This is a genomic window from Streptomyces sp. NPDC028308 (assembly GCF_055565855.1).
This window is the reverse complement of the sequence record NZ_JBVHTO010000006.1, coordinates 35,161-58,955: the sequence shown is the minus strand read 5'-3', so window position 1 is coordinate 58,955 and position 23,795 is coordinate 35,161. Positions and strand designations below refer to the sequence as shown.

Here is a 23,795-nt window from a genome sequence, read left to right as displayed (position 1 = left end):
GGGGTCATACCCGGGCAACGCGCGCACCGGCGGGCAGGTAACCGGCGCGGGAATTCGGGCTTGAGTTCGCGGTGGGCCCCTACCGGGGTGTTCGGGCGGGCGCCGGCGCCCCGGGCCCGGGCGCCCCGGGCCCGCCGTCCCGTCTCTGGCCCCGCGGCGCCACCTGACGTACCGTCAGCTGTGCCGCCGGGACACCGCACCGCTCCGGGCGACGTCAACTGCCGTGCGCCCGAGGAGGCCTGCGTGCCGGACGACCGCCCCATCGCCCTCGACGAGTACCCCGTGCACCAGGTCCCGCTGTCCATGAAGCACGTGGCGACAGGGGACCGGAACGCGTACGACCGCTGCATCTTCCACGTCTTCGACCACGGAGGCCGGGCCCTACTGATCATGGGCCTCGGCGTGTATCCGAACACGGGGGTCACCGACGCCTATGTGACCCTGCGGCTGGGCGACACCCTGCACGCCGTACGGGCCTCGGACGCCCTGCGGGACGACACCCGGATGAATCTGTCCGTCGGCCCGCTCCGCATCGTCGTCGAACGCCCGCTCAAGGACTTCGTCCTGGTCTGCGCCGCCGATCCCGGCGACCCGGACGGGCTGTCCTGCGAGATCAACTGGACGGCGGACTTCCCCGCACTGTGGGAACCGCACCACCTCCAGCGGCGCGGCGGCCGGCTCACGCTGGAGGGCAGGCGGTTCGTGCAGGCGGGGCACTGCGACGGCTGGATCCGGGTCGGCGGCGAGGAGATCGCCCTGTCCGGCGGGGAGTGGACCGGCACCCGGGACCGCAGCTGGGGCGTGCGCCCGATCCCGGGCGAGGAGGGCGGCCGGACCGCCGAGGAGAGTCCGACCGAGGGATTCCACTGGATCTGGTCGCCCGTCCGCTTCGAGGACCGCTTCCTGATGGTCGTCGCCGAGGAGGACGCCGACGGCCACCGCTCGCTCAACGACGCGACCCTCGTGCGCCACGGTGAGCGAGACCTCCAACTCGGCTGGCCCCGGGCCGACATCACCTACCGGCCCGGCACGCGCCACCCCGAGTCCGCCGTCGTCCACCTCACCCACCCCAGGCACCGCGCGCCCCTCGAACTGGGCGTGCGGGTGCTCACCTCGTCCCCGCTCGCGGTCGGCGCCGGCTATCCGCCCGCCGACGACTGGCAGCACGGCACCTGGCGCGGGCGCGGCTGGACCGACCGCCGCCGCTACGACCTCGCCGGACCGGGAGCGCACCCGCTCGCCGCGTACGGCGTGACCGACCACGCGGCCCGCTTCACGCTCGACGGACAGGTCGGCCACGGGATCTTCGAGCACGCCTCCTTCGGCCGGCACGACCCCAGCGGCTTCACCGGATTCGACTCGGTCGCGCCCTGAAGGGAGTGGCGAGATGACCACGGCACCCCGTCCGCGCACGACGACCCGGGACCCGGAGGAGCTGACCCGCCGGCTGAACGCCTGGCTCACCACCCGGCTGCCGGGCGCCGAAGCCGCCCATGTGACCGTCCCCGAGTCGAACGGCATGTCCAGCGAGACCCTGCTCTTCGACCTGGAACACCCCCGGGCGCCCGTCCGCGCCTGCGCGCTGCGACTGGCGGCGGACCCGGCCGCGTACGCGGTCTTCCCCGTCTACGACATGCCGCGGCAGTTCCACACGATGCGCCTGGTCGCCGAGCGCACCACGCTGCCGGTGCCGCGAGTGGTGTGGCTGGAGAAGGACCCGGCACCCCTCGGGGCGCCGTTCTTCGTCATGGAGCGCGTCGAAGGCAGGGTGCCGCCCGACGTGATGCCCTACACGTACGAGGGGAACTGGCTGCACGCCGCGAGCGACGAGGAGCGCGAGTACCTGGAGGCCGCGACGGTCGGACTCCTCGCGCGGCTGCACGACGGGATCGACGTGCGCCGGGAACCGTACCTGCGCTCATGGGGGACGGGCGGGCTGCGCGAGCACGTCACGGCCCAACGCGCCTACTACGACTGGGTCGTCGAGGGCCTGCCGCGCTCACCGCTCATCGAGAGTGCCTTCGACCGGCTGGAGGAGCTGTGGCCGCGCGAGCCGGTGCTCACCTGGGGCGACGCCCGCATCGGCAACGTCGTCTACGACGGCTTCGAACCCGCGGCCGTCCTCGACTGGGAGATGGCGGCCCTCGCCCCGCGCGAGGTCGACCTCGGCTGGACGATCTACCTCCACCGCTTCTTCCAGGACCTGACCGAGCGCCTCGGACAGCCCCGCCACATGGACTTCTACGTCCTCTACGCGGCGCTGCGGCAGGCGATCGTCATGCTGCGCGTCGCCCACCGGCAGGTGCACTTCGGCGAGACCGCCGTCCCGGCCGACCCGGACACACTGATCCTGCACCACGGCAGCCTGCGGGCCATGGTGCAGGGCAGCTACGAGGACTGACTCAGGCGGCGTGACGCCGCATGCCGGGGACCCTCATCGGGCGCGAGCCCGGACCGCCGACGTGCGAGAAGGGCTGCTTCCGCCAGTCGAGCCCCTGAGGGAGCGTCAACAGCAGCGCGGTGTCCTGCTCCTGAGGCTCCGTCGTCTCGTCGGCGGGACGGGCGTCGGCGGCCGAACGGCCCGTACCGGCGCACACCGTCAGCCCGAAGGGGTTCCACGGCGAGGCGCACAGCGCGTGCTCGGGCAGGACCTCCTCGTCCGCGAGGAGCGCGATCGGCTGCGCGCAGTCCGGGCAGAACACCCGGTACATCTCGAAGGTGTCGTACGCGTCGAACTCCTCGCCGTCCAGGGCGTCCGGTTCGACACCCTCCGGCTCGGGCTCAAGGACGGGCTGCTGCCTCTTGGGCGTGGAACGACCAGGGCGCTTAAGACTCTGCATGGGATTCTCCCCCTCGGGTGGGCCGACAAGGCGCTGCGACCTCGACCACACCAAGCACTTCCCGTCGGGCCTGCGAGGTAATCGCGAGAACATCACGGAGTGCGCCGCGGAACTGTGGCGTTCGTCACATGCCTCCCGCAGGTGCCCGACCTGGCCGGATCGTCCCTCCCGGACGGCGCCCCGGCGGCGGGCGCCGACATCACGAACCGGCTATGACCTGGGCCGCTCGGTATCCGCCGGGATCAACGCCCTGTAGGTTCTTGCGCCATGGAGGAGCTGGACCGACAGATCGTGCAGCTGCTCGTCGAGGACGGGCGGATGAGCTACACCGACCTGGGCAAGGCCACGGGCCTGTCCACGTCGGCCGTGCACCAGCGGGTGCGCCGGCTGGAGCAGCGCGGCGTGATCCGTGGCTACGCCGCGGTCGTCGACCCGGCGGCCGTGGGGCTGCCCATGACCGCCTTCATCTCGGTGAAGCCCTTCGACCCCAGCGCCCCGGACGACATCGCGGAACGGCTGGCGGGCGTCCCCGAGATCGAGGCCTGCCACAGCGTCGCGGGTGACGAGAACTACATCCTCAAGGTGCGCGTCTCGACGCCGCACGAACTGGAGGAGCTGCTCGCCCGGGTGCGTTCCCTCGCCGGCGTCTCCACCCGCACCACCGTGGTGCTCTCCACCCCGTACGAGGCACGGCCGCCGCGCATCTGACGGCGCCCCGCCCGCTTCCCGGCCCCCGCGCGCGGCCGGGGCGCTCCTAGGGGCGAGACTGGTGCCCATGAGTGAGAGCACCGCCCCGTCGGACACCGTGCTGCTGCGCGGTGGAGAAGTCCACAGCCCCGCGGACCCCTTCGCCACCGCGATGGTCGTCGAGCGCGGGCAGATCGCCTGGGTCGGCTCCGAGGGCGCGGCCGACGCCTTCGCGAGCGGCGTCGACGACGTCGTGGATCTCGGTGGCGCCCTCGTCACCCCCGCGTTCACCGACGCCCACGTCCACACCACCGCCACCGGGCTCGCCCTCACCGGCCTCGACCTGTCCGGTGCCCCCTCCCTGGACGCCGCCCTCGCCCTCGTCCGCGACTTCGCCGCCGCCCGCCCCGCCGACCGGGTCCTGCTCGGCCACGGCTGGGACGCCGCCCGCTGGTCCGACGGGAGGCCCCCGACCCGCGCCGAACTCGACGAGGCGACCGGCGGGCGCCCGCTCTACCTCTCCCGCATCGACGTCCACTCCGCCGTCGTCACCACGGCGCTGCTCGACCTGGTGCCCGGCGTCACCGGCCGCGCCGGGTACGCGGACGGACCGCTGACCCGCGACGCCCACCACGCCGTGCGCGCCGCCGCGTTCGGGGCCGTCACCCCCGCGCAGCGCACCGAGGCGCAGCGCGCCGCGCTCACCCACGCCGCCTCGCTCGGCATCGGCTCCGTCCACGAGTGCGCCGGCCCCGAGATCTCCTCCGAGGACGACTTCACCGGGCTGCTGGCCCTCGCCGCCGAGCAGCCGGGCCCCCGCGTCGTCGGCTACTGGGCAGAGCACGGCGACGAGGGCATCGCCCGGGCCCGTGCCCTCGGCGCGGTCGGCGCCGCCGGCGACCTCTTCGTCGACGGGGCGCTCGGCTCGCACACCGCCTGCCTCCACCAGCCGTACGCCGACACCGCCCACACCGGCACCGCCTACCTGGACGCCGCCGCCGTCGCCGCGCACGTCGTCGGGTGCACCGAGGCCGGACTCCAGGCGGGGTTCCACGCCATCGGGGACGCCGCCGTCACCGCCGTGGTCGACGGCATGCGCGCCGCCGCCGAGAAGGTCGGACTCGCCCGCGTGCGCGCCGCCCGCCACCGCGTCGAGCACGCCGAGATGCTCACCCCCGAGACCGTCGCCGCCTTCGCCGAACTGGGCCTCACCGCCTCCGTGCAGCCCGCCTTCGACGCCCTGTGGGGCGGCGAGGACGGCATGTACGCCCAGCGCCTCGGCGCCGAACGGGCCCGTACCCTCAACCCGTTCGCGGCGCTGCTGCGCGCCGGCGTCCCGCTCGCCTTCGGCTCCGACAGCCCCGTGACCCCCCTCGACCCGTGGGGCACCGTCCGCGCCGCCGCCTTCCACCGCACCCCGGCCCACCGCGTGTCCGTGCGCGCCGCGTTCACGGCGCATACGCGCGGCGGCTGGCGCGCCGTCGGACGGGACGACGCGGGTGTTCTGGTCCCCGGAGCCCCCGCGGACTACGCCGTGTGGCGCACCGAGGAACTCGTCGTCCAGGCACCCGACGACCGTGTGGCGCGCTGGTCCACCGACCCCCGCTCCGGCACGCCCGGGCTGCCCGACCTGACCCCGGGCGCCGACCTCCCGGTCTGCCTGCGCACGGTCGTCGGCGGCCGGACGGTATTCGTACGGCCGGACGAGTGATGTGCCGGGCCCGCGCGGCGCTGGCCGGGGTTCTCCGACGCGGTGCGCGACCTGGGCATCCTCCGCACTGACCAGGCAGTTGACCGAATAACCGCAGGTCAGGCGACTGTTGACAGCCGACTGCGGGAGGCGGGTAGGTTCGGCCGGGTCCACCACCGGAGGTCCGGCCGGGGAACTTCACGCAGTCGCCGCAGCGCCGCTGGGTCAGGGATGGTGTGCCGCACCGGCACACCACCACTGGGTGCCAGGCCCAGCGCACGAGCCGCGGGGCGAGGGAACGTTCCGGCCGGATGGGTCCCTCCCCGCTCCGCCGGAGCGCGGGGGAAGGTGCGACCCGGGTGGGGCCCGGACGTCCAGTAGACAACGGCTTTCGGTCGACCCGCAGCCAGCGGGTCCCTGGTCGGCCCGAAGGGCGCCGGGCCCCGATCCGCAGCGGAGGCGCCGGGCCGGTCCGCGGCCGGCCGCTCCGCCTTCGCCGCTCCGGGGGAACGGACACCCCGTACACGTACGTGCCGGAGCGGCAACGCGGGCCGCGGCCATTATGGTGGACCCCTGCGTACGGACATGAAGGGGCAGTGGTGAACGACGGCGACGGGACCCTCGCGGCAGGAGCCCAGGGGAGACAGTTCGGCCCCCTCGGGACGGCCTTGGTGATCATTCCGACCTACAACGAGGCGGAGAACATCAAGAAGATCGTCGCCCGGGTGCGGGCCGCCGTGCCCGACGCGCACGTCCTCGTGGCCGACGACAACAGCCCGGACGGCACGGGCAAGCTCGCCGACGAGCTGGCCGTCGAGGACGAGCACGTCCAGGTGCTGCACCGCAAGGGCAAGGAGGGCCTCGGCGCCGCCTATCTGGCGGGCTTCCGCTGGGGCATGGAGCACGGCTACGGCGTGCTCATCGAGATGGACGCCGACGGCTCCCACCAGCCCGAGGAACTACCCCGGCTGCTGACCGCCCTCAAGGGCGCCGACCTCGTGCTCGGCTCCCGCTGGGTGCCGGGCGGCCGGGTCGTCAACTGGCCCAAGTCCCGCGAGTTCATCTCCCGCGGCGGCAGCCTGTACTCCCGCGTCCTGCTCGACGTGCCGATCCGGGACGTCACCGGCGGCTACCGCGCCTTCCGCGCGGAGACCCTCAAGGGCCTCGGTCTGGGCGAGGTGGCCTCGCAGGGCTACTGCTTCCAGGTCGACCTCGCCCGCCGTGCCGTGAAGGCCGGCTACCACGTCGTCGAGGTGCCCATCACCTTCGTCGAGAGGGAGCTGGGCGACTCCAAGATGAGCCGCGACATCCTGGTCGAGGCACTGTGGCGGGTCACCACGTGGGGCGTGGGGGAGCGGGTCGGCAAGGTCCTCGGGCGCAAGACCACCTGAACGGCCCCCGGCACCGGCCCCGACTGATCATTCCCTTATCCCGCGCTGAGCCGCGCCCAGGCACACTGGGAGCATGACGACTGGCGTTCCGACCCCCACGCAGCCCGCCCGGCCCCGGCGCTCGCGGCTGCGTACCTTCCTGCCGCTCGGCGTCGCGGCCTGGCTCGTGCTGGAGATCTGGCTGCTGACCGTGGTGGCCGGCGCGGCGGGCGGGGGCACCGTCCTGCTGTTGATCCTCGCGGGCTTCGTGCTGGGCGCGGTCGTGGTCAAGCGGGCCGGACGCCGGGCCTTCAGCAACCTGAACGAGACGCTGCGCCGACAGCAGAGCGGGGTGCCGCCCACGGGCGGCGGCACCCGGGGCAACGGCCCGATGATGCTCGGCGGTCTGCTCCTGATGATGCCGGGGCTGATCTCCGACGCCCTGGGTCTCCTGCTGCTGGTCCCGCCGGTCCAGAAGGCCGTCAGCGCCTACACGGAGCGCGCCGTGGACCGCAGGATGCGCGCGGCCGTCCCCGGCACCTTCCAGGACGCCTTCCGGCAGTCCCGCATCCACCGTCCCGACGGCAAGGTCGTCCAGGGCGAGGTCATCAGGGACGAGGGCCCGCGGGACGAGGGTCCGGCCGTGGACAGCCGCCCGCCGCTCGGCCGCTGACCGGCGCTCCCGCGCCGCCACGGCGGCGCGGGAACCAGGGCCGACCGACCGGGCGCAGAACAGAGCCGACCGGGGCGCAGAAGAGAACAGAACGCACGACGACCGCGGGCACCGTACTGAACGTACGGTGCCCGCGGTCGTCGTGCGTGTGTCGGTATGCCGCCCAGCTCCCGGAGGAGTTACGCGGACTTGCGGCTGTCCCGCGGATGTACCGCGATGTTCATCGCGCCTGAGCGCAGAACCGCCAGACGCTCCTCGAGGACCTCTTCGAGTTCCTCTCGGGTACGCCGCTCCATCAGCATGTCCCAGTGCGTACGCGCGGGCTTGGCCTTCTTTTCCTCAGGGCCGTCGCCGTCCACCAGGAGTGCCTGGGCCCCGCAGACCTTGCACTCCCACTCCGGCGGGATCTCCGCCTCGACCGAGAAGGGCATCTCAAACCGGTGCCCCTTCTCGCATGCGTACTCCACGGCCTGGCGCGGGGCCAGGTCGATGCCGCGGTCCGTCTCGTAGCTGGTCACCACGAGGCGCGTGCCGCGAAGAGCTCGCTCACTCATGAATCGTGCCTCCCGGGCTTGTCGCCCACAGGACAGGTGTCGCTGTCGTCGTCATCCGGTCAACGTCCGGTCGGCGGTAAAGATTCCCGTTGTGGGTCATGCGTCGCCGTCGTAGCCGCCCCTTGTTGTACCCACCAGCGCCCGGTTTGTCACATCTGACAGAAGATGTCACCCGGCGTTTCGTGTTCTTTGACGCGCAGTAACGGTACGCCAGGCAGGCCAAACGCGTACACTACCGGCCTTTGGCGTCGCGCGCTAAATCCTGGCCGGTTCGGGATTGCCCGCGTCGCGGACGGCCTGCCGTACCGGGACCCGCGCGAGCAGCACGAACCCGAGGACGAAGAAGGCCACGAGGGACACGATCGCGTCCCGGTAACTTCCGGTCAGCTGGTAGGTGAGTCCGAACAGGAGCGGGCCCAGCCAGCTCATCCCGCGGTCGCTCATCTCGTACGTGGAGAAGTACTCGGCCTCCTTCCCGCTCGGCACCAGATGCGAGAACAGTGAGCGGGACAGGGCCTGGCTGCCGCCGAGGACGAGACCGATGCCGGCGGCGAGGACGAAGAACCACACGGGCGCGCCGGCCGGCAGGAAGTATCCCGCGCCGAGGGTCGCGGTCCAGGCGACCAGCGAGCCGAGGATCGTGCGCTTGGCGCCGTACGTGCGCGCCAGGCGCCCCATGCCGAGCGCGCCCGCCACGGCGAGCACCTGGACCAGCAGGACGGCGACGATCAGGGTGGACTGGTCGAGGCCCAGTTCCTCCGAGCCGTACACCGACGCCTGCGAGATCACCGTCTGGATGCCGTCGTTGTAGACGAGGTACGCGAGCAGGAAGGCGAGCGTGAGCGGCTGCCGGCGCATGTCCCGGACCGTGGAGGCCAGCTGCCGCCAGCCGTTCACCGGGGGCCCCGTCGGCGCCGTACGGCGGTCGCGCAGGGCGCGCAGCGGTACGAGGGTGAAGGCGCCCCACCAGATGCCCGCCGAGGCCAGGCAGATGCGGACGGCCGCCGACTCGGAGAGGCCGAAGCTGTCGTGGGCGGTGAACAGGACGAGGTTCGCGACCAGGACCAGCGAACCCGCCGCATAGCCGAACGCCCAGCCGCGGGAGGAGACCGCGTCGCGCTCCTCGGGCGGGGCGATCTGCGGCAGGTAGGAGTTGTAGAGGGCCATCGAGACCGCCAGCGAGGCGTTGGCGACGATCAGCAGCAGTCCGCCCAGGAGGTAGCGGTCGCCGTCCAGGAAGAACATGCCCGCGGTGGCGGCGGCGCCCACGTACGCGGCGGCCGCCAGCAGCGGCTTCTTGCGGCCCGTGCGGTCGGCGGCGGCTCCCGCCAGCGGCATCACGAAGATCGCCAGGATCACGGACGCCGACACGGAGTACGCGAAGAAGGAGCCGGCGCGGACCGGGACGCCCAGGGGGTGCACGAAGCCGTCCGCGTCCGCCGCCGACTTGGCTACCGAGGTCAGATAGGGGCCGAGGAAGACGGTCAGCACACTCGTCGAGTAGACGGAGCACGCCCAGTCGTAGACGTACCAGCCGCGTTGTTCGCGTCGCCGCCCGGTGGCCTCGTCGGCCTCCGTCGCCCGCACGGTGTCGGTGCCCAACCCGCGCCCCTCGCTCTCCGTGGATGCACGGTGCGCGGGGGCTCAGACCCAGGTGCCCCGGTCCTCCAGGACTTCGCGCAGCGTGTCGATGTGATCGGTCATGATGCCATCCACGCCCAGGTCCAGGAGCCGGTGCATGCGAGCGGGCTCGTTCACCGTCCACACGTGCACCTGGAGGCCGCGCGCGTGGGCGGTGCGCACGAAGCGGCGGTCGACGACGGTCACGCCGGACTGGGTCTCCGGCACCTGGGCCGCGACCGCGGGACGGCGCGGGACGGCGGGCATCCCGTACGAGCGCAGACGCAGACCGAGGACGCCGCGGGTGCCATAGGAGGTGGCGAGGCGGGGTCCTGCCAGGCGCTGGGCGCGGGCCACTCGCGCCTCGGAGAAGGAGCCGACGCAGACGCGGTCCCAGGAGGCCGTGCGCTCGATGAGACTCAGCAGGGGGAGCAGCGCCCCTTCGGCCTTGACGTCGACGTTCCAGCGGACCCCGGGGAAGGTGTCGAGGAGTTCCTCGAAGAGGGGTACCGGTTCGCGGCCCGCCACGCGCGCGTGGCGCACCTCGTCCCAGGGGAGGTCGGCGAGCCGGCCCGCCCCGTCCGTCACCCGGTCCAGGGTGCTGTCGTGGAAGGCGACGAGCCGGCCGTCCGCCGTGACGTGCACGTCCGTCTCCATGTAGCGGTACCCCGCCTCGACCGCCCGGCGGAACTGGAACAGGGTGTTCTCCAGGCCCTCCGCCGTCCCGCCCCGGTGGGCGAAGGGGATCGGGCCGGGGTGGTCGAGGTAGGGATGGCGTATGCGGGTGCTCACCCGGGCAGTATCGCGCGCTCCGGTTGACCGGCGGCGACGACCGTGCTGCCGGGCGGTGCCGGCGCGGGGGCGAACACGCGCAGGAAGAGCTGGGCCAGCGGGCCGATCGCCAGCGCGTACAGGACGGTGCCCACCCCGACGGTGCCGCCGAGGGCGAAGCCGGTGGCCACCACGGTCACCTCGACAGAGGTGCGCATCAGGCGGATCGAGCGGCCGGTGCGCCGGTGCAGGCCCGTCATCAGGCCGTCGCGCGGGCCGGGACCGAAGCCCGCCGTGATGTAGAGGCCCGTCGCCACTCCGTTCAGCACGATGCCCGCCACCAGCAGCGTGACCCGGACCGTCAAGCCGTGCGCCTCCGGCACGAGGGCGAGGGTGCCGTCCATGGCCACCCCGACCACGAAGACGTTGGAGACCGTGCCGAGCCCCGGCCGCTGGCGCAGCGGGATCCACAGGAGCAGCACCGCCGCCCCGACGATGATCGACACCACTCCGATGGTCAGCCCGGTCAGCTCCGCGAGACCCTGGTGGAGCACGTTCCACGGCTCCAGACCGAGGCCGGACCGCACCAGGAGCGCCGAACTGGCGCCGTGCAGGGCGAGGCCCGCGTACAGCTTGACGAGCCGGAGGGGCAGCCGCCCGGACCCGGAATGTGTGGACAAAGGAATCCCCCGTGTGGTGGCAGTGGCCTGACGCATGACACTCTGTGGCGTGGAAACGGTCGTCATCCATGGCCAATTCGGGGAAGGTGGACTGGTCGACATGGTGCAGTGGACTTCGGCGGTGGGAGCGGCGCAGCTCGCCCGGCTCCTCACCTCGCAGCAGGACCGCCCCGCCGGCCCCGGCACCCGCCGCCCGCCGGCCTACCGCGCGCTCGCCGACGGCATCCGGCTGCTCGTGCTGGAGGGCCGCGTACCGGTCGCCGCCCGGCTGCCCGCCGAGCGTGAACTGGCGCTGGCCCTGACCGTCAGCCGCACCACGGTCGCCGCCGCGTACGAGGCGCTGCGCAGCGAGGGATTTTTGGAGTCCCGGCGCGGAGCGGGCAGCTGGACCGCCGTCCCGGCGGGCAACCCGCTGCCCGCGCGGGGCCTGGAACCGCTGCCGCCCGAGGCGCTGGGCTCCATGATCGACCTCGGCACCGCGGCCCTGCCCGCGCCCGAGCCGTGGCTCACCCGCGCCGTCCAGGGCGCCCTGGAGGAACTGCCGCCCTACGCGCACACCCACGGCGACTACCCGGCCGGCCTGCCCGCCCTGCGCTCCATGCTCGCCGAGCGGTACACCGCCCGCGGCATCCCGACCATGCCCGAACAGATCATGGTGACCACCGGGGCGATGGGCGCGATCGACGCGATCTGCCACCTGTTCGCCGGCCGCGGCGAACGCATCGCCGTCGAGTCCCCCTCGTACGCCAACATCCTCCAGCTGATGCGCGAGGCCGGGGCCCGACTGGTGCCGGTCGCCATGGCGGAGGGCCTCGCGGGCTGGGACATGGACCGATGGCGCCAGGTGCTGCGGGAGTCCGCGCCCCGCCTCGCGTACGTGGTCGCCGACTTCCACAATCCGACCGGCGCCCTCGCCGACGAGGACCAGCGGCGGCGGCTGGTGGACTCCGCCCGCTCCGCCGGGACCGTGCTGGTCGTCGACGAGACCATGAACGAACTGCACCTGGACGCGGACGTCGAGATGCCGCGCCCGGTGTGCGGCTTCGACCCCGCCGGGTCGACGGTGATCACGGTCGGCTCGGCCAGCAAGGCGTTCTGGGCCGGGATGCGCATCGGCTGGGTGCGCGCGGCCCCCGACGTGATCCGCAGCCTGGTCTCGGCGCGCGCCTACGCCGACCTGGGGACCCCCGTCGTGGAGCAGCTCGCGGTGAACTGGCTGCTGAGCACCGGCGGCTGGGAGCAGGCCGTGGAGGTGCGTCGGGAACAGGCGCGGGAGAACCGCGACGCGCTGGTCGCCGCCGTGCGGCGTGAGCTGCCCGGGTGGGAGTTCTCCGTCCCGCGCGGCGGGCTCACGCTGTGGGTGCGCACCGGGGGCCTGTCGGGCTCGCGGATCGCCGAGGCGGGGGAGCGGGTCGGGGTGCGCGTGCCCTCGGGGCCCCGCTTCGGGGTGGACGGGGCCTTCGAGGGGTACGTGCGGTTGCCGTTCACGGTGTCCGGCGCGGTGGCCGAGGAGGCGGCGGTCCGGCTGGCCGCGGCGGCCCGGCTGGTGGAGACCGGCGCGGGCGGCGGGTCCGACGCGCCGCGCACGTTCGTGGCGTAGGCCGGGCCGGGCGCCTCAGCTCTCCGCGACGGCGACCTCGGTCGGCATGGGCTCCAGGACCGGGACGGGGCGCTTCTTCTCCGTCTCCACGGCGGGCTTCTTCTCCAGCTCCGCCTCCATCTCCGCGTCCGCGTCCGCCTCTCCCGGGACGAGGTGCTCGGGCCCGACCGGAGTCGTGCGCTCCGGCAGCAGGGCCAGCACGGCGCGGCGATGGGCTTCGCTCGTCGCGTCGTCGAACGGGTCCGGGGTGGCCGGGACCTGGAGGCGGTGGACGGGGCCCGAGCCGAGCCGCGCGTAGCCCCGCCCGGGCGGGGTGTCCGGGGTGGGCGTGGTGTGCGGCGGCACACCCAGCACCGCCTGGAGCTGCGCCGCGGACGCCGGGCCGAGGACCACGCGCGCGCGGGTGTGCTGCCGCACCGCGTCGGAGAGGGCGTCGAGGCTGTCGAACTGGTCGGCCACGACGACGGTCACGTTGGCCGCGCGCCCGTGCCGCAGCGGGACCTGGAGCAGGGACTGGGGGTCCTTGCGCCCGTCGGCTGCGGCGAGCAGCCCCAGCGTGCTGGGACGGTCGAGCAGGATCCACAGCGGGCGCCTGATGTCGTCGGGCGCCGGGCGGCCGGCCTGCCGGGCGCGGTTCGCCGCGACGAGCCGCCGCTCCGTCTCGTGCGCCGCCCACTCCAGACTCGTGAACGCGCCGGTCAGGCCGCTCTCGACGGCGAGGACGCCGTCGCGGCCGGTCAGGCACGCGAACTCGCCGGTCCCACCGCCCTCGACGATCAGGACGTCGCCCTGCTGCAGGGCCTGCAGGGCGATCGAGCGGAGCAGGGTGGTCGTACCGCTGCCCGGCTCGCCCGCGACGAGCAGGTGCGGCTCCGTCGAGCGGACGCCCGTGCGCCAGACGACGGGGGGAACGTCGCGCTGCTCCTCGCCGTGGGTGACGGGGAGCGTGCGCTGGACGTCGCTCGGGTCGGTGAAGCCGAGGACCGTCTCGCCGGGCGCCGTGACGAATCGCTGGGCGGCGATGTCGGTGGGCAGCGGGGACAGGACGGAGACGGAGAGCTCGTTGCCCTCCTCGTCCCAGACGAAGTGGTACTCGCGGCCGCGGCCCGACTTGGTGTGCAGCAGCTGTTCGACGCGGGCGCGGGACTCCGCCTCGCCGTCCGTGAAGTACGCCGGGTAGCGGACGAGCAGCCGCGAGACGCGGCCGGTGTCGTCGAACTCGTAGGACGGGAATGCCTGCTCCCACTCGCCGCCGTGGGCGTAGAGGGGGGCGGGGTCCTCCGCCGTCGAGAAGTACGGGACGAGCGCCTCGTACAGCGACTGCAGGCGCTTGGTCTGCGGCTCGTCGGGGCCCGTGGGCTGCGACGGCCGCCGTTCGCGGCCCTTCCAGGCCGCCGCCGCCATCACCGTGACGACGGCGAGCAGCGGCCCGTACGGCACGAGGGCCACGACCAGTACCACCGAAGCGACCAGGAACAGGAGCGGCCCGCGCCGGTCCTTCGGTGTGTCGGCCCACCTGCGCCGCCCGGCTCCAGCCAGCCGGCGCAGACCACGAGTGATCGTGATGAGTGGGTGGAGGACATCGGTGGCGCTGTCGGCCGCCGTCCGGGCCAGCTCCCGGCTCCGGGCGATCTGTGCGCTGCCGTTGCTCAGAATGCGGGGAAGAGGGCGCCGCGCCACTGGTGTCTCCTGATCGTGCGTGCGTAGGGGAGGGGCGTCAGAACTTGATTCCGCCGAGGAGCCCCGCGAGGCTTTCGCCGCCCGCCTTGATGCTCGGCGCGATGGCCGTGCTGGCGAGGTAGAAGCCGAAGAGCGCGGAGACCATGGCGTGTGACGCCTTCAGGCCGTCCTTGCGGAAGAAGAGGAAGACGATGATGCCGAGGAGGACGACGCCGGAGATGGACAGGATCATTTTTGGCTCCTGGTTGTGGGGACAGTCACCATGAGTTCTTCCAGGCTCACAGCATGTATCCATACGATAAAAGGTGCAACTGAGTGAAATTCCCCAGATTTCGCCCGGACGGCCGAGCCGTCGGAGCCGCCCGGGACCCGCTGACGCCTCCGGCGGCGCCCGTGGTGATCTTTGCCTCGGACGGCACCGCTCATGTGCCGCCGAAGCCAGTACGCTGGCGATTCACCCGTACGGCCGCGCCGTTCACCGTCGTACCCTCCCGGGCACGACGGTGCCGCTCGCTGTCGTAAGCTCCCGCAGTCCCCAGAAGCACTCGTAAGTGAGAGGCGGTCCGGCCGATGAGTGAAGCCCCCGACCCCGAGGTCGTGGAGCTGGCGACCAAGATCTTCGATCTGGCGCGCCGAGGCGAGACCGAGGCCCTCGTGGAGTACGTCGACGCGGGCGTCCCCGCCGACCTCACGAACGACCGCGGGGACACCCTGGTGATGCTCGCGGCCTACCACGGCCACGCGGACGCGGTGCGGGCCCTGCTGGAGCGCGGCGCCGAGGCGGACCGGATCAACGACCGCGGGCAGACCCCCCTCGCCGGAGCCGTCTTCAAGGGCGAGGAAGCCGTGATCCGGGTCCTCCTGGACGCCGGTGCCGATCCGGCCGCGGGCACCCCCTCGGCCGTCGACACGGCCCGCATGTTCGCCCGGACAGAACTGCTCGAACTGTTCGGCGCACACTGAACTCACTGCCCTGACCAGGCAGAACGCTGAAAACGGGGGAGGCGGTACGGGGCCGCCGGAAATGCGGTCGCGGCGGGAAGAACCGCTGGGTCATCATGACGTCGTGATTCACGGACGCGATGGCTGGGCAGGTGTTGCCGCACCGCGCGGGCCGTGACGCGGCCCGCACGGGCCACCGACGAGAGGCAGAGGAAGATGGTCTACAGCAAGCAGGAAACGGCGGGCGCCCCGACGTGTTGTCACGCGGCCAGGTAAAGCACGATCCCCGGTTGCGTCGACGCTTGATGTGAGGCTGTTTCCCATGTTCGATCCGGTCATAGCGCCCAGCGGTACGCTGCTCGGCCTGCTCCAGAGGGGCCGCGGCGACGGCACGCTGCACGCGCTCACCGCACCGCGAGCCGAAGCGCTCGCGGCGCTCAACCAGTGCGTGCTCCGCGACCCCCGCCACGACTGGCAGGTGGAGAACCGCTCCCTCTACTACGCCCGTCTCTTCCTCGACCTGAGCGGTGAGCTCGACGAGATCGAGCGGCACCTCTTCGACGCCGAGGACATCCTCGACACCTGCGAGTCACGCACGGGCCTCGCCCTCGCGGTCCTCGGCCACCTCGCCTCGTACGGCAGGCGCGACGCGCTGGAACTGCTGCGCAGCTACGCCGCCACCGGCACCAACTGGGCCTGGGCCCTGGACGAGCTCGCCCTGCGTGACGACGACGCGGGCCTGCGCAGTCTCGCCGCCCCCGTCCTCGCGCGGTTCCCCGCCGATCCCGCCGGTGAGGCCGAGCTGGCCGCGCAGGTGCGCGACGCCTTCGAACCCCGGCCCTGGCGGCTGTGGGCCGAGGATCCGCGCCCGTCGATCGGCGCACGCGTGCGTGCCGCCCAAGAACAGGGCTCCTTCGACCGCTGGCAACGGCAGATGCGACCGGCCGGGCCCCGCCCGGGCTGGAGCGTGCGGGCCGTCTTCGACTGGGCCCAGGAGGGCCTCGACCGTGGAGCCGCGCTCCATGTCCCGGCCGCCCGCTGCCTCTCCGCCGTCGCCGGCCCCGAGGACCGTCCGCAGATCGTCGAGGCCGCCCGCGACGGGGACGACGGAGCCCGCTGCACCGCCCTGCGCTACCTCGCCGACAGCAATGATCCGGACGTCCTCGACCTGATCGAGGGCGCCGCGGCCGCCGGCACCGCACCGGTCGTGGAGGCCGCCGTGGACGCCTTCGAGCGGATGCGCAGCGTCGCCGCCGTCGACCGGGCCCGGCGCTGGGCACACCGCCCGGACGCCCTGGGAGCCGCCGCGGGCCGGATGCTGGCCTGCCGGGGCGGCGCACAGGACAGCGACCTCGTCCTCGAGGCCCTGCGCGAGGCCGTACGGGGCGAAGGGCCCGACGCGCCGACCCTGTGGACGCTCGTGGACGGCGCCGGACGCCTCGGCATCGCCTGCGCGGGACCCGTACTGCGCCACATCTACCGTGAGACCGCCTCGTCCCAGCTGCGCGGCCGCGCCGCGCGCGCCCTGGCCGCCACCGACCCCTCCTTCCCCGCCGGGTTCGCCGTCGAGTGCCTGTGGGACTGCGAGGAGTCCACCCGCGAGGTCGCCGCCCGGCACGCCGAGACCGGTGACGCCCGTGTCGTGGACCAGCTGCGCCGGCTCGCCGCGGACCCCGCCGAGGAGGCCGAGGTGCAGACGGCCGTACGCAGCCGGATCGGACCGGACATGCCCGCCGTGTGAACGCCGGATGACCTGACGACGGGCGGCCGAGGCCGCGGGCCCGGCCGGACGGGCGCGCAGCGCAACGCTCATGGGACGTTCCTCGTCCGGAAAGATCCACGTTGACGCGTCCACGTCCGGCGCGACGACAACACGGTTATGCGTGTCGTCATCGTGACCGAGTCCTTTCCGCCCGACGTGAACGGCGTCGCCCACTGCGCCCTCCAGACCGCCCGGCACCTCGCCGAGCGCGGGCACGCCCCCCTCGTCGTCGCCCCGGCCACCGCGGCCGGGAGCGGGCCCGACGCCCTCGCGCCGTGCCCCGTCGTCCGGGTCCCCTCCCTGCCGCTGCCCGGCTATCCCCAGGTCCGGGTCGCCCTCCCCAGCCGCCGCGTCGCCGCGGCGATCACCGAGCACCGCGCCGACCTCGTCCACCTGGCCGGCCCCTTCGTGCTGGGCGTGCGCGGCATGGCCGCCGCCACCCGGATGCGGATTCCCGCCGTGGCCGTCTACCAGACCGACCTCGCCGGCTACGCCCGTACGTACATGGGGGCGGGGGAGGGCGCCGCCTGGCGGCGCATCCGCGCCGTCCACACCGCCGCCGCCCGCACGCTGGCCCCCTCCAGCGCCGCCCTGCACGACCTGGAGGCGCACGGGGTGCCCCGGGTGCGGCTGTGGCCGCGCGGCGTCGACACCGTCCGCTTCCGCCCGGACCGGCGCGACGAGGCGCTCCGCCGTGAACTCGCGCCCGGCGGCGAGCTGATCGTCGGCTACGTCGGGCGGCTCGCCCCCGAGAAGCAGGTCGAGCTGCTCGCCGGGGTCTGCGGGATGAAGGGCGTGCGGGTCGTGGTGGTGGGCGACGGACCGAGCAGGGCCGCGCTCGACGGGGCTCTGCCGGGCGCCGTCTTCCTCGGCCGCCGCACCGGCGACGACCTCGCCCGGATCTTCGCCTCACTGGACGTCTTCGTGCACACCGGGCCCTTCGAGACCTTCTGCCAGACCGTGCAGGAGGCGATGGCGAGCGCGGTGCCCGTCGTGGCGCCCGCCGCGGGCGGACCGCTGGACCTGGTGGCCCACGGACGCACCGGGCTCCTCGTCCCGCCGCGCGACCCGGCGGCGGTCCGGGACGCGGTGTGGTCGCTCGCCGCCGACCCCGCGCTGCGCGCCGCCTACGGGGCCGCCGGCCGAGACGCGGTGGAGACCCGCACCTGGGCCGCCGTCGGCGACCAGCTCATCGGCCACTACACGGACGTGCTCTCCACTCGGACGGCGGTGGCGGCATGAACCCCCTCACCGGCCAGGACCGTACGAGCCCCGGTACGGGCCTGCGGATCGTGCGGCTCGCCAACTTCGTCGCCCCCGCCTCGGGCGGCCTGCGGACCGCGCTGCGGGAGCTGGGCGCCGGCTACCTCGCGGCCGGGCACCGGCCCGTGCTGATCGTCCCGGGGGAACGCCTCACCGACCACACGACCGAGCAGGGGCGCGTGATCACCCTGCCGGGGCCGCTGCTGCCCGGGACCGGCGGCTACCGGGTCCTCACCGACCGGCGGCGGGTCGCCGCGCTGCTGGAGTCGCTCGCGCCCGACCGACTGGAGGTCTGCGACCGCACCACGCTGCGCTGGACCGGGGTCTGGGCGCGGCGGGCCCGGGTGCCGGCCGTGATGGTCTCCCACGAGACCGCCGACGGAGTGCTGCGGACCTGGGGTCTCCCCGAGGGCCTGGCCCGGCGCGCCGCCGACGCCCTCAACACCCGTACGGCGCACACCTACGCGCGCGTGGTGTGCACCACGGAGTTCGCCGCCCGGGAGTTCGTGCGGATCGGCGCCCGCAACGTCGTACGGGCTCCCCTCGGCGTCGACCTCGCCGGACGGCATCCCGCGCTGCGGGACCCGGGGGTGCGGGCACGGCACGCGCGCGTGGGGGAGACTCTGTTGGTGATGTGCTCCCGGCTGTCGGTCGAGAAGCGGCCCGGCACGGCGCTCGACGCGCTGGAGGCACTGCTGCGGCACGGCCGGCGCGCGGTGCTCGTCGTCGCCGGGGACGGTCCCCTGCGCGCCCGGCTGGAGCTGCGGGCCCGGGAGCGGGCACTGCCCGTGACCTTCCTCGGGCACGTCGCCGACCGGGCGGCGCTGGGCGCGCTCCAGGCGTCCGCCGACGTCTGCCTCGCGCCCGGTCCGGCGGAGACCTTCGGGCTGGCCGCCCTGGAGGCGATGGCCTGCGGCACCCCTGTGGTCGCCAGCGCCTCGTCGGCGCTCACCGAGGTGATCGGGGCCGCGGGTCTCACCGCAGCCGACGACGGCGGGTCCTTCGCGGACGCGGTGCGCTCGCTCCTGGCGCAGCCGGAGGCCGAACGGAGGAGGGCGGCACGCGCGCGTGCCGAGTGCTTCGGCTGGGCCGGCTCGGTGAACGCTTTCCTCGCCGCCCACGACGCGGCGCCCCGGGCCTTCGGCACGCCCGTGCCGCTCCCGGGCTGACCGGGCGCCGCCCTCGCCGGGCTCGGGTGCTCAGCCGCGCCGGCGCACCGCCACGAAGCGCAGCGGTGTGCCCGGGACGGCCTGGGCGGCGGCGGGCAGGTCCGCGGGGCGCACGACCGCGATCACCGGGTATCCGCCGGTGGTCGGATGGTCCGCGAGGAAGACCAGGGGCCTGCCGTCCGCCGGCACCTGGACCGCGCCGAGGACGAGGCCCTCGCTGGGGAGTTCGCCCGGCACGGCCCGCTCCAGGGCGGGTCCCTCCGTGCGCAGGCCGATGCGGTTGCTCGCGGAGGACACCGCGTAGGTGCGGCCGGTGAGGGTGCGCAGGGCGGCCTCCGTGAACCAGTCGTCGCGCGGGCCGAGGGTCACGCGCAGCACCAGTTCGGTGGGCGGGGCGGGCTGCGGGGCGACGTCCACCCGCGCGTGCGTGCCGTTCCCGGGTCCCAGCGGCAGGACCGCGCCGTCGGTCAGGGGCGGGGGGCCCAGACCCGAGAGGAGGTCGGTGGAACGGCTGCCCAGGACCGCTTCCACCGCCAGCCCGCCGGAGACGGCCACGTAGCTGCGTACGCCCGCGCGTGCCTGACCCACGTCCAGGAGGGACCCGGCGGCGATCCGGACCGGCGCGCCCCAGGGCACCGGCCGGCCGTCCACCGTGACCGGGCAGGGCGCGCCGCCCACCGCCACGGTGACCGCGCACCGAGGCCGCACCGCGCAGCCGTCGAGCGTGGTCTCCAGGACGGCGGCGTCCGGCGGATTCCCCACCAGCCGGTTCACCAGCGCGGCCGCCGGCCCGTCGAGTGCCCCGGAGCGCGGCACACCGACGTGGGCGTGGCCGGGGCGCCCGCGGTCCTGCACAGTGGTCAGGGCGCCGGCGCGGACGACGGCGAGGGCCAGGTCCGTCATGAGGGGCCCGCCGGGACGAAGCGCACGCGCGTGCCCGGGGCCAGCAGCGCGGCGGGCTCCCGCCGGTGGTCCCACAGGACGGCGTCGGTGGTGCCGATGAGCTGCCAGCCACCGGGCGAGGAGCGGGGGTACACGCCCGTGTACGGGCCCGCGAGGGCGACCGACCCCGCGGGGACCGCCGTCCGCGGGGTCGCACGCCGGGGGACGTCGTAGTGGGAGGGGAGTCCGGTGAGATAGCCGAAGCCGGGCGCGAACCCGCAGAACGCCACGCGGAACGCGGTGGCCCCGTGGATCTCGGCCACCTTCCCCGGCGGCACCTTCCACAGGGCGGCCACCTCGGCCAGGTCGGGGCCGTCGTAGCGCACCGGGATCTCGACGGCCGTGTCCGCGCGGGCGGCCAGGGGCGGGATCGTCCAGCCGCCGAGGCGCTCCGCCAGCCGGGCGGGGTCCGGCACGCCGTCCAGCAGGACCGTGCGCGCCGCCGGCACGATCTCCCCGGCGCTCAGGTCGCCCTCCGCGCGGCGGCGCAGCAGCTCGGCGTGCAGGGCCTGGGCCTCCTCGCCGGAGCCCACCTCGACGAGCAGGGCGTGGTCGCCGACCGCGAGCGTCCTCATGCGAACGCCTCCACGCGGACGCCCGATGACTCCAGGCCGGCCCTGACCCGGCGGGCGAGGTCCACCGCGCCGGGGGTGTCCCCGTGCAGGCACAGGGAGCGGGCCCGGACCGTGACGCGTTCCCCGGAGCGGGTGGCGACCTCACCGGTGCGGGCCAGGCCCAGCGACCGCTCGACGACCACGTCCCCGTCCGTGATCACCGCGCCCTCCTCGGTGCGGGGCACCAGGGTGCCCGCGGAGGTGTAGGCGCGGTCCGCGAACGCCTCCGTGACGGCCGGCAACCCGGCCTCCGCCGCCAGCTCCAGCAGACGGGAGGACGGCAGCCCGAGGACCGGCAGCGAGCCCCCGGCCAGCAGGACGCCGTCCACGACGGCACGCGCCTGCGCCTCGTCGTGGACCACGCGGTTGTAGAGCGCGCCGTGCGGTTTCACGTACGACACGCGCGTGCCGGCCGCCCGGGCGAAGACCTCCAGGGCGCCGATCTGGTAGGCCACCTCGGCGGCCAGTTCGTCGGGCGGCACGTCCATCGCGCGCCGCCCGAATCCCGCCAGGTCCCGGTAGGAGACCTGGGCCCCGATCCGCACGCCCCGACCGGCCGCGAGCTCACACACCCGCCGCATGGTGATCGCGTCCCCGGCGTGGAAGCCGCAGGCCACGTTGGCGCTCGTGACGACGGACAGCAACTGCTCGTCGTCGGTGAGCCGCCAGCGGCCGAAGCCCTCGCCGAGGTCGGCGTTCAGATCGATCAGGGTCATGGGGTGTCCGTTCTCCTTCTCAGGCTACGCGGTACTGCTCGTCACGGGCGTCGGTGACGAACATCTGCCCAGGGGCGTGGGTGAGGGCGAAGGGCGGGCGCGACGCCATGACCGCGGCCTGGGGCGTCACCCCGCAGGCCCAGAACACCGGGATGTCGTCCGGTTCGGTGTCCACCGGGTCGCCGAAGTCCGGGACGGACAGGTCCCCCACGCCGAGCCCCGCCGGGTCCCCGCAGTACACCGGACTGCCGTGCACCGCGGGGAGCAGGCTGGTCTCCCTGATCGCGGCGGCCAGGTGCCCGGGCGGGACCGGACGCATCGACACCACCATGGGGCCGTGCAGCCGCCCCGCCGGACGGCACTGCCTGCCGGTCACGTACATCGGAACGTTGCGGCCCTGCTCGATGTGACGCATCGGCACGCCCGCCTCGGTCAGCGCCCACTCGAAGGTGAAGCTGCACCCGATGAGGAACGACACCAGGTCCTCGCGCCAGTGGGTCCGCACGTCCGTCGGTTCGGCCACCAGCTCGCCGTGCTCCCACACGCGGTAGCGGGGCAGGTCGGTGCGCAGGTCCGCGCCCGGTGCCAGCGGTGTGGTCCAGGACCCGGCGTCGGTGACGTCGAGGACCGGACAGGGCTTGGGGTTGCGCTGGCAGAACAGCAGCATGTCGTACGCCCAGTCGGCGGGGACGGAGATCAGGTTGGCCTGCGTGTGGCCCGCGGCGACTCCGGCGGTGGGTCCCGACAGGCCCGAGCGGAAGCGCGCCCGCGCGTCGGCGGGGCTCCACGCGTGCGCGTGGGCGTCCCGCAGGGTCACGGGGCGGTCCTGAGAGGTGCGGTTCACCGGAGCTCCGTCCCGCGCGTCTCGGGCAGTCCCAGCAGGGCCAGGGCGGCCAGCGCGTAGCCGATCGCGCCGAACACCAGGGCGCCGCCGACGCCCCAGCTGCCGGCCAGGAAGCCGACGAGGGTGGGGAAGACGGCGCCCACCGCGCGGCCCGTGTTGTACGTGAACCCCTGGCCCGTGCCGCGCACCGCCGTCGGGTACAGCTCGCTGAGGAACGAGCCGAAGCCGCTGAAGATGGCCGACATGCAGAAGCCGAGGGGGAAACCGAGCACCAGGAGAAGGATGTTGGCGCCGCTCGGGATGTTCGCGTACGTGAGGATGCCGGCGGCGGAGAGGACCGCGAAGAGCAGGATGTTGCGTTTGCGGCCCAGCCGGTCGGTGAGATAGCCGCCGGTCAGATAGCCGAGGAACGCCCCGGAGATCAGCAACGTGAGGTAGCCGCCGGTGCCGACGACGGACAGGCCCCGCTCGGTCTTCAGGTAGGTGGGCACCCAGGTCGCCAGCGTGTAGTAGCCGCCCTGGACGCCGGTGGACAGCAGGCCCGCGAAGACTGTGGTCCGCAGCAGGCCGGGACCGTCGGCACTCCTGGGCCTGAAGATCGCCGCGAAGGAGCCCTTCTGCGGGTTCCGCCGCCGTTCGGCGGCCGCCTCCGGAGCGTCGTGCACCCGGCGGCGCACCCACACGACGAGCAGCGCGGGCAGCGCGCCCGTCCAGAACATCACCCGCCACGCGAGATCGTCGCCGACGAACTGGAAGACCAGCGTGTAGACGACGACCGCGAGGCCCCAGCCCACGGCCCAGGAACTCTGGATCGCGCCCAGGGTGCGCCCCCGGTGCCTGGGGCTCGCGTACTCGGCGACGAGGATCGCGCCGACCGCCCACTCGCCGCCGAAACCGAGCCCCTGAAGGGCCCGGAACACCAGCAGCGTCTCGTAGTTGGGGGCGAAGCCGCAGGCCACGGTGAAGACGGCGTACGTGATCACCGTGATCATCAGCGCCTTGACCCGGCCGATCCGGTCCGCGACGACACCGGCGACGGCCCCGCCGATCGCGGAGACGACCAGGGTGACCGTGGTGAACAGGCCGGTCTGGCCGCTGTCCAGGCCGAAGTGGGCCGCGAGCGCGACCATGCTCAGCGGCAGCGTGAAGTAGTCGTACGAGTCCAGGGCATAGCCGCCGAACGCGCCGGCGAAGGCGCGGCGGCCCCGCGGGCCGAGCGCGCGCAGCCACCCGAAGGGGCCGTCGGAGGATGGCGGTTCACCCGTGCCGGCCGAGGGGCCGGTCTTCAGGGCCGGTGGCGGAGGAGTCGTGCTCATGGGCACCTCGCAGTGAGGGACGGAGGGTGCGTGAGGACTGAGCCGTGCCGTGCGGAAGCGGT

Annotated in this window: 23 protein-coding genes; 11 read left to right on the top strand and 12 right to left on the bottom strand. The window is 74.0% G+C overall.

Going from position 1 to position 23,795, the window contains the following annotated elements:
- The first annotated feature begins 243 nt into the window (after window positions 1-243).
- Window positions 244-1,374 carry an Rv3169 family protein gene (locus ACZ4VA_RS14710; RefSeq protein WP_356166435.1) on the top strand — a complete coding sequence of 377 codons (1,131 nt, stop codon included), beginning with the start codon at window positions 244-246 and terminating at the stop codon, window positions 1,372-1,374.
- A gap of 13 nt (window positions 1,375-1,387) precedes the next feature.
- A complete protein-coding gene (locus tag ACZ4VA_RS14705; RefSeq protein WP_468081542.1) occupies window positions 1,388-2,401 on the top strand; it encodes a phosphotransferase family protein in 1,014 nt (337 codons plus the stop codon).
- 1 nt (window position 2,402) lies between these two features.
- On the opposite strand, the gene ACZ4VA_RS14700 is transcribed toward ACZ4VA_RS14705, so the two are convergent.
- Window positions 2,403-2,840 (bottom strand): hypothetical protein, encoded by a 438-nt coding sequence (locus ACZ4VA_RS14700; RefSeq protein ID WP_355790887.1) that lies wholly within the window; start codon window positions 2,838-2,840, stop codon window positions 2,403-2,405.
- A 267-nt stretch (window positions 2,841-3,107) separates the two neighbouring features.
- On the opposite strand from ACZ4VA_RS14700, the gene ACZ4VA_RS14695 reads away from it, so the two are divergent.
- The 4 genes from ACZ4VA_RS14695 to fxsA all read left to right on the top strand — a co-directional run bounded on the left by ACZ4VA_RS14695 (window position 3,108) and on the right by fxsA (window position 7,260).
- Complete coding sequence (locus tag ACZ4VA_RS14695) at window positions 3,108-3,548, top strand: Lrp/AsnC family transcriptional regulator (RefSeq protein WP_355790884.1); 441 nt, start codon at window positions 3,108-3,110, stop codon at window positions 3,546-3,548.
- A 67-nt stretch (window positions 3,549-3,615) separates the two neighbouring features.
- Window positions 3,616-5,238 carry an amidohydrolase gene (locus tag ACZ4VA_RS14690; RefSeq protein ID WP_356166429.1) on the top strand — a complete coding sequence of 541 codons (1,623 nt, stop codon included), beginning with the start codon at window positions 3,616-3,618 and terminating at the stop codon, window positions 5,236-5,238.
- A gap of 578 nt (window positions 5,239-5,816) precedes the next feature.
- On the top strand, window positions 5,817-6,608 hold the full coding sequence (locus ACZ4VA_RS14685; protein WP_355795155.1) for a polyprenol monophosphomannose synthase: 792 nt from the start codon (window positions 5,817-5,819) through the stop codon (window positions 6,606-6,608).
- 73 nt (window positions 6,609-6,681) lie between these two features.
- Window positions 6,682-7,260 carry an FxsA family membrane protein gene (gene fxsA, locus ACZ4VA_RS14680; RefSeq protein WP_355795153.1) on the top strand — a complete coding sequence of 193 codons (579 nt, stop codon included), beginning with the start codon at window positions 6,682-6,684 and terminating at the stop codon, window positions 7,258-7,260.
- A 179-nt stretch (window positions 7,261-7,439) separates the two neighbouring features.
- On the opposite strand, the gene ACZ4VA_RS14675 is transcribed toward fxsA, so the two are convergent.
- From ACZ4VA_RS14675 to yczE, 4 genes are all read right to left on the bottom strand, one after another.
- Window positions 7,440-7,814: an RNA polymerase-binding protein RbpA gene (locus ACZ4VA_RS14675; RefSeq protein WP_003977404.1), complete on the bottom strand. Its 375-nt coding sequence runs from the start codon at window positions 7,812-7,814 to the stop codon at window positions 7,440-7,442.
- Window positions 7,815-8,069: 255 nt separating this feature from the next.
- Window positions 8,070-9,416 (bottom strand): MFS transporter, encoded by a 1,347-nt coding sequence (locus ACZ4VA_RS14670; protein WP_468081538.1) that lies wholly within the window; start codon window positions 9,414-9,416, stop codon window positions 8,070-8,072.
- 42 nt (window positions 9,417-9,458) lie between these two features.
- Window positions 9,459-10,226, bottom strand: a complete 768-nt coding sequence (locus tag ACZ4VA_RS14665; RefSeq protein ID WP_355792437.1) for a glycerophosphodiester phosphodiesterase family protein — start codon at window positions 10,224-10,226, stop codon at window positions 9,459-9,461.
- Complete coding sequence (gene yczE / locus ACZ4VA_RS14660) at window positions 10,223-10,921, bottom strand: membrane protein YczE (RefSeq protein WP_468081536.1); 699 nt, start codon at window positions 10,919-10,921, stop codon at window positions 10,223-10,225. Before yczE ends, ACZ4VA_RS14665 begins: the two co-directional genes overlap by 4 nt.
- 64 nt (window positions 10,922-10,985) lie before the next feature.
- Here yczE and ACZ4VA_RS14655 point away from each other — a divergent pair, with 64 nt between their 5' ends.
- Entirely contained in the window at window positions 10,986-12,485 is a 1,500-nt protein-coding gene (locus ACZ4VA_RS14655) for an SCO1417 family PLP biosynthesis transcription factor (RefSeq protein ID WP_356166422.1), read from the top strand.
- Window positions 12,486-12,500: 15 nt separating this feature from the next.
- On the opposite strand, the gene ACZ4VA_RS14650 is transcribed toward ACZ4VA_RS14655, so the two are convergent.
- Window positions 12,501-14,165 (bottom strand): P-loop NTPase family protein, encoded by a 1,665-nt coding sequence (locus ACZ4VA_RS14650; protein ID WP_356166419.1) that lies wholly within the window; start codon window positions 14,163-14,165, stop codon window positions 12,501-12,503.
- 37 nt (window positions 14,166-14,202) lie between these two features.
- On the bottom strand, window positions 14,203-14,397 hold the full coding sequence (locus ACZ4VA_RS14645) for a hypothetical protein (RefSeq protein WP_121404479.1): 195 nt from the start codon (window positions 14,395-14,397) through the stop codon (window positions 14,203-14,205).
- Window positions 14,398-14,735: 338 nt separating this feature from the next.
- Between ACZ4VA_RS14645 and ACZ4VA_RS14640 the strand changes: the two genes are divergently transcribed.
- The 4 genes from ACZ4VA_RS14640 (at window position 14,736) to ACZ4VA_RS14625 (ending at window position 19,301) form a co-directional block, all read left to right on the top strand.
- Window positions 14,736-15,128: an ankyrin repeat domain-containing protein gene (locus ACZ4VA_RS14640; RefSeq protein ID WP_355782597.1), complete on the top strand. Its 393-nt coding sequence runs from the start codon at window positions 14,736-14,738 to the stop codon at window positions 15,126-15,128.
- Between the two features lie 301 nt (window positions 15,129-15,429).
- Window positions 15,430-16,848: a HEAT repeat domain-containing protein gene (locus tag ACZ4VA_RS14635; RefSeq protein WP_389392044.1), complete on the top strand. Its 1,419-nt coding sequence runs from the start codon at window positions 15,430-15,432 to the stop codon at window positions 16,846-16,848.
- Window positions 16,849-16,986: 138 nt separating this feature from the next.
- Entirely contained in the window at window positions 16,987-18,111 is a 1,125-nt protein-coding gene (locus tag ACZ4VA_RS14630; protein ID WP_468081532.1) for a glycosyltransferase family 4 protein, read from the top strand.
- A complete protein-coding gene (locus ACZ4VA_RS14625) occupies window positions 18,108-19,301 on the top strand; it encodes a glycosyltransferase (RefSeq protein WP_389392046.1) in 1,194 nt (397 codons plus the stop codon). The genes ACZ4VA_RS14630 and ACZ4VA_RS14625 overlap by 4 nt, the downstream gene beginning before the upstream one ends.
- Window positions 19,302-19,331: 30 nt before the next feature.
- Here ACZ4VA_RS14625 and ACZ4VA_RS14620 read toward each other — a convergent pair whose 3' ends face one another.
- Genes ACZ4VA_RS14620 through ACZ4VA_RS14600 form a run of 5 tightly spaced genes read right to left on the bottom strand, consistent with a single transcriptional unit; the run spans window position 19,332 to window position 23,733 of the window.
- Window positions 19,332-20,204, bottom strand: a complete 873-nt coding sequence (locus ACZ4VA_RS14620; RefSeq protein WP_468081529.1) for a 5-oxoprolinase subunit C family protein — start codon at window positions 20,202-20,204, stop codon at window positions 19,332-19,334.
- Window positions 20,201-20,818, bottom strand: coding sequence for a 5-oxoprolinase subunit B family protein (locus tag ACZ4VA_RS14615; protein ID WP_452923951.1), 618 nt, complete (start codon window positions 20,816-20,818; stop codon window positions 20,201-20,203). The genes ACZ4VA_RS14620 and ACZ4VA_RS14615 overlap by 4 nt, the downstream gene beginning before the upstream one ends.
- The gene (locus tag ACZ4VA_RS14610) at window positions 20,815-21,573 is read right to left on the bottom strand and encodes a LamB/YcsF family protein (RefSeq protein ID WP_356166402.1); all 759 of its coding nucleotides are present in this window, start codon (window positions 21,571-21,573) and stop codon (window positions 20,815-20,817) included. The genes ACZ4VA_RS14615 and ACZ4VA_RS14610 overlap by 4 nt, the downstream gene beginning before the upstream one ends.
- 19 nt (window positions 21,574-21,592) lie before the next feature.
- Window positions 21,593-22,417 carry a putative hydro-lyase gene (locus ACZ4VA_RS14605; protein WP_355792568.1) on the bottom strand — a complete coding sequence of 275 codons (825 nt, stop codon included), beginning with the start codon at window positions 22,415-22,417 and terminating at the stop codon, window positions 21,593-21,595.
- Window positions 22,414-23,733: an MFS transporter gene (locus tag ACZ4VA_RS14600; protein ID WP_468081526.1), complete on the bottom strand. Its 1,320-nt coding sequence runs from the start codon at window positions 23,731-23,733 to the stop codon at window positions 22,414-22,416. Before ACZ4VA_RS14600 ends, ACZ4VA_RS14605 begins: the two co-directional genes overlap by 4 nt.
- Window positions 23,734-23,795 lie beyond the last annotated feature (62 nt).

Coding starts and splice junctions, on each gene's coding strand:
- ACZ4VA_RS14705 (WP_468081542.1), top strand. CDS start 1,388: ATGACCACGGCACCCCGTCCGCGCACGACGACCCGGGACCCGGAGGAG.
- ACZ4VA_RS14700 (WP_355790887.1), bottom strand. CDS start 2,840: ATGCAGAGTCTTAAGCGCCCTGGTCGTTCCACGCCCAAGAGGCAGCAG.
- ACZ4VA_RS14695 (WP_355790884.1), top strand. CDS start 3,108: ATGGAGGAGCTGGACCGACAGATCGTGCAGCTGCTCGTCGAGGACGGG.
- ACZ4VA_RS14690 (WP_356166429.1), top strand. CDS start 3,616: ATGAGTGAGAGCACCGCCCCGTCGGACACCGTGCTGCTGCGCGGTGGA.
- fxsA (WP_355795153.1), top strand. CDS start 6,682: ATGACGACTGGCGTTCCGACCCCCACGCAGCCCGCCCGGCCCCGGCGC.
- ACZ4VA_RS14675 (WP_003977404.1), bottom strand. CDS start 7,814: ATGAGTGAGCGAGCTCTTCGCGGCACGCGCCTCGTGGTGACCAGCTAC.
- yczE (WP_468081536.1), bottom strand. CDS start 10,921: ATGCGTCAGGCCACTGCCACCACACGGGGGATTCCTTTGTCCACACAT.
- ACZ4VA_RS14655 (WP_356166422.1), top strand. CDS start 10,986: ATGGTGCAGTGGACTTCGGCGGTGGGAGCGGCGCAGCTCGCCCGGCTC.
- ACZ4VA_RS14645 (WP_121404479.1), bottom strand. CDS start 14,397: ATGATCCTGTCCATCTCCGGCGTCGTCCTCCTCGGCATCATCGTCTTC.
- ACZ4VA_RS14640 (WP_355782597.1), top strand. CDS start 14,736: ATGAGTGAAGCCCCCGACCCCGAGGTCGTGGAGCTGGCGACCAAGATC.
- ACZ4VA_RS14635 (WP_389392044.1), top strand. CDS start 15,430: ATGTTCGATCCGGTCATAGCGCCCAGCGGTACGCTGCTCGGCCTGCTC.
- ACZ4VA_RS14630 (WP_468081532.1), top strand. CDS start 16,987: ATGCGTGTCGTCATCGTGACCGAGTCCTTTCCGCCCGACGTGAACGGC.
- ACZ4VA_RS14625 (WP_389392046.1), top strand. CDS start 18,108: ATGAACCCCCTCACCGGCCAGGACCGTACGAGCCCCGGTACGGGCCTG.
- ACZ4VA_RS14620 (WP_468081529.1), bottom strand. CDS start 20,204: ATGACGGACCTGGCCCTCGCCGTCGTCCGCGCCGGCGCCCTGACCACT.
- ACZ4VA_RS14615 (WP_452923951.1), bottom strand. CDS start 20,818: ATGAGGACGCTCGCGGTCGGCGACCACGCCCTGCTCGTCGAGGTGGGC.
- ACZ4VA_RS14610 (WP_356166402.1), bottom strand. CDS start 21,573: ATGACCCTGATCGATCTGAACGCCGACCTCGGCGAGGGCTTCGGCCGC.
- ACZ4VA_RS14600 (WP_468081526.1), bottom strand. CDS start 23,733: ATGAGCACGACTCCTCCGCCACCGGCCCTGAAGACCGGCCCCTCGGCC.